Annotated in this window: 3 protein-coding genes and 1 pseudogene; 2 read left to right on the top strand and 2 right to left on the bottom strand. The window is 41.8% G+C overall.

Annotated features, from left to right (window positions below; all coding sequences use genetic code 11):
• Together ACOVQQ_RS04845 and ACOVQQ_RS04840 are read right to left on the bottom strand one after the other, a co-directional pair.
• Positions 1-106: pseudogene (locus ACOVQQ_RS04845) on the bottom strand (acyl-CoA thioesterase); the annotation flags it as partial.
• A gap of 90 nt (positions 107-196) precedes the next feature.
• Complete coding sequence (locus ACOVQQ_RS04840) at positions 197-1,132, bottom strand: SPOR domain-containing protein (protein WP_421817194.1); 936 nt, start codon at positions 1,130-1,132, stop codon at positions 197-199.
• A 100-nt stretch (positions 1,133-1,232) separates the two neighbouring features.
• Between ACOVQQ_RS04840 and dprA the strand changes: the two genes are divergently transcribed.
• Positions 1,233-2,333: a DNA-processing protein DprA gene (gene dprA, locus ACOVQQ_RS04835; RefSeq protein ID WP_421817193.1), complete on the top strand. Its 1,101-nt coding sequence runs from the start codon at positions 1,233-1,235 to the stop codon at positions 2,331-2,333.
• Between the two features lie 9 nt (positions 2,334-2,342).
• On the top strand, positions 2,343-2,723 hold the full coding sequence (locus tag ACOVQQ_RS04830; RefSeq protein ID WP_298144630.1) for a GxxExxY protein: 381 nt from the start codon (positions 2,343-2,345) through the stop codon (positions 2,721-2,723).
• The last annotated feature ends 120 nt before the right edge of the window (positions 2,724-2,843 follow it).

Raw genomic sequence — 2,843 nt, 5'->3', positions numbered from 1 at the left:
GCGCCAACAATTCGCCACCAAAAAGATTGTTCAACGGATTGGTTTCGCTCGGTAAAACAAGGTCGGTTAATACCGTAAGCGATTCGGAAGGTGTTTTAGCTACCACTATTTTTTTTCGGCAAAAGTATAGAAATGTAGGCTTTCTCAAAGGCTGCTTTAAGAAAGGTTTAAGTTTGGTTACGCGAAGTGGTTTGAATTATTCTACCAACAACCACGCATCTTGCGTTTGTGTTTGGTGAATGTGCGTTAATGCAGCTTTTGCTTCGCCGTATTTGGTGTAACTTCCAAATAAAACAGGTGTTAATCCGAAGCGATTTTTTGGAAGCAAACGTGCTTCAAAACCTCTTGATTTCAGGTCGCTTAAAACGGCATTTGCATTTTTCTGGTCGCGAAAAGCACCTGCAACTACGTGATATTTAAAATCTGGAGTCGACACGGGAAGCGATAATGTTTCCGACGGACTCGCAATTACAAAGGTTGCTTTTTGGATTTCTTGCGTTACTTTTTGTTGAACCGTAGCGCGAACTTCGGCCGTTTTTTCTTCCACGAAAGTGTCGTAAGCTTGGTTGCCAAAGAAACCGCTCACTCCTAAAATTAGCACGGCAGCCGAGGCGTATTTCCAGGCGTTGAAGTGCGAGCGGCTTTGCTGTTCTAATTCGATAACTTTGGGTTGAGATTCGATTACAGGTGCCGAAGCATTTTGAATTTCTTCAACATATCGCTGTGGAATACGAATGTTTGAAAGTCCGAATGCGGCGGTATAGTAATTTACGTCGTTTGCCGGTTCGAAACGAATCGCTCCGAAATTTGTTTGTTCTAAAGTGCCAATATTTCGAAGTTCAACGCGTTGTTTCGCAGCTAATTGATCTTCCACGAAAGCTACTTCAGCGCGAATTAAATTCAGTGCCGTATCGAAGCTAATTTTTTCTGCTTTAGCGATATGACTTGCTAGTAATCCGTCGTTATGACGCAAGTTAACATTAAACGAAATTGTCTTTTTGGGCGGAATGCACAAGCCTTTTTCAGGATCGATCACTGCCGACTGGATTTCGGCAATAAAACCACCAAAACCAGGTACGGTTACGCACTGGTAGCGGTACAACAACTCAGAAATAAATCGCTCAATCTTCATAAAAACAAAAATACGCATTCGAGAATTGATGTGCTATTTTGTTTCAAAATCTTATTAACAACTGTTTTTGTTTTTGTATCTTGTGCTTCAATATTTTACTATGCGCCATTCAGAATTACTCTACGTTTTAGCTTTGCTAAAGGCCGAAGGCATTGGTAATGTCATCGCCAGAAAGTTGCTTTCGCACTTCGAAAATCCGTCCGATATTTTTTCCGCGAAAGCGAAAGATCTTGCTCAAATTCACGGCATCGGCAACTTCCGAATCTCAGCTCTCAAAAACAAATCGCTTTTAAAACAAGCCGAAAAAGAGCTTGTTTACATGCAAGAAACCGCCGTAACTCCACTGTTTATTTCCGACGAAGCATTTCCGAATCGACTTCGGCAATGTTCGGATGCACCCGTTTTGCTGTTTACTTCAGGGAAAATGGATTTAAACGCACAGAAAGTTATCAGTATCGTGGGTACCCGACGCATGACCAATTATGGGAGCGGATTTTTAAAAGAATTTATCCAAGAGCTTGTTCCATACAACCCATTGATTGTTAGTGGATTTGCTTACGGAGTTGATATTGCAGCACATCAATTTGCTGTACAAAACAATTTACAAACCGTTGGCGTTTTAGCGCACGGGCTTGCCGATATCTATCCGAAGGTGCACAAAAAATTCATTCGACCAATCTCAGAAAACGGAGGTTTAGTAACCGAATTTTTCAGCGATGTGGCGCCCGACAAAGAGCATTTTGTTCGCCGCAATCGGATTGTTGCAGGTTTGGCCGACGCTACCATTGTAGTTGAATCGGCCGATCGTGGCGGTTCGTTGATAACGGCGAACTTCGCTTTTGATTACAGTCGCGATGTTTTTGCAGTTCCGGGTCGTTTAAACGATAAATTCAGCGCAGGTTGTAATCATTTAATTAAATGTCAGAAAGCAGCTTTACTTACATCGGTTGCCGATTTGGTGTATTTGCTCAATTGGGAACAAAAAAAGAACGCACCGGCCGTTCAAAAACAACTGTTTGTTGAGCTAAAACCCGACGAACAAACGCTGTACGATACGCTCTACAAAACAGGAAAGTTGCAGCTCGACGATTTAGCTATTCACTGCGATTTACCTGTGCATAAAACCGCGGTATTGCTTTTAGAACTAGAACTCAAAGGATTGGTGTTGCCGCTGCCAGGAAAATTTTTCGAAGCCATTTAAATTTACATCATGGAAGAAATTAATCAAATTACGTATGTAGTTCGGTCTGCTATTTTTGAAGTTCATAGAGAACTCGGACCGGGATTGTTTGAACGCGTTTACGAAGCCGCTTTGGCGCGTGAATTAAAGGATTTGGGATTGTCGGTTAGCCGGCAGTACACAAAATCATTAATGTACAAGGGAGAGTTATTAGGCGAAGCCTACGTGATTGATTTACTCGTTGAAAACAAGGTGATTGTTGAAATAAAATCGGTAGAAAATTTACAAAACGTCCATAAAAAGCAGTTGATGACGTATCTGCGACTTTCTGGATGTAAAGTTGGTTTGCTGGTGAATTTTAACTCGGGCTATCTAGTCGATAAAGAATCACTTATACGAATCATCGTTTAGCGCTTGCGCACAGAAAACAACTAAACCCACGGAATTTTCCCTGTATTTCCCTGTATTTCTGTGTGAATCTGTGTGTTCTGTGAGCAAACACTGCGCACAGAAAGCACCGAAACGCACAGA

The sequence above is a fragment of the Flavobacterium sp. genome (assembly GCF_049240005.1).
Taxonomy (GTDB): Bacteria; Bacteroidota; Bacteroidia; order Flavobacteriales; family Flavobacteriaceae; genus Flavobacterium.
This window is presented reverse-complemented; position numbering and strand designations above follow the sequence as displayed.

What these genes read in the sequence shown, in the direction of transcription:
- ACOVQQ_RS04840 (WP_421817194.1), bottom strand. Translation starts at nt 1,132, where the DNA reads ATGAAGATTGAGCGATTTATTTCTGAGTTGTTGTACCGCTACCAGTGC.
- dprA (WP_421817193.1), top strand. Translation starts at nt 1,233, where the DNA reads ATGCGCCATTCAGAATTACTCTACGTTTTAGCTTTGCTAAAGGCCGAA.
- ACOVQQ_RS04830 (WP_298144630.1), top strand. Translation starts at nt 2,343, where the DNA reads ATGGAAGAAATTAATCAAATTACGTATGTAGTTCGGTCTGCTATTTTT.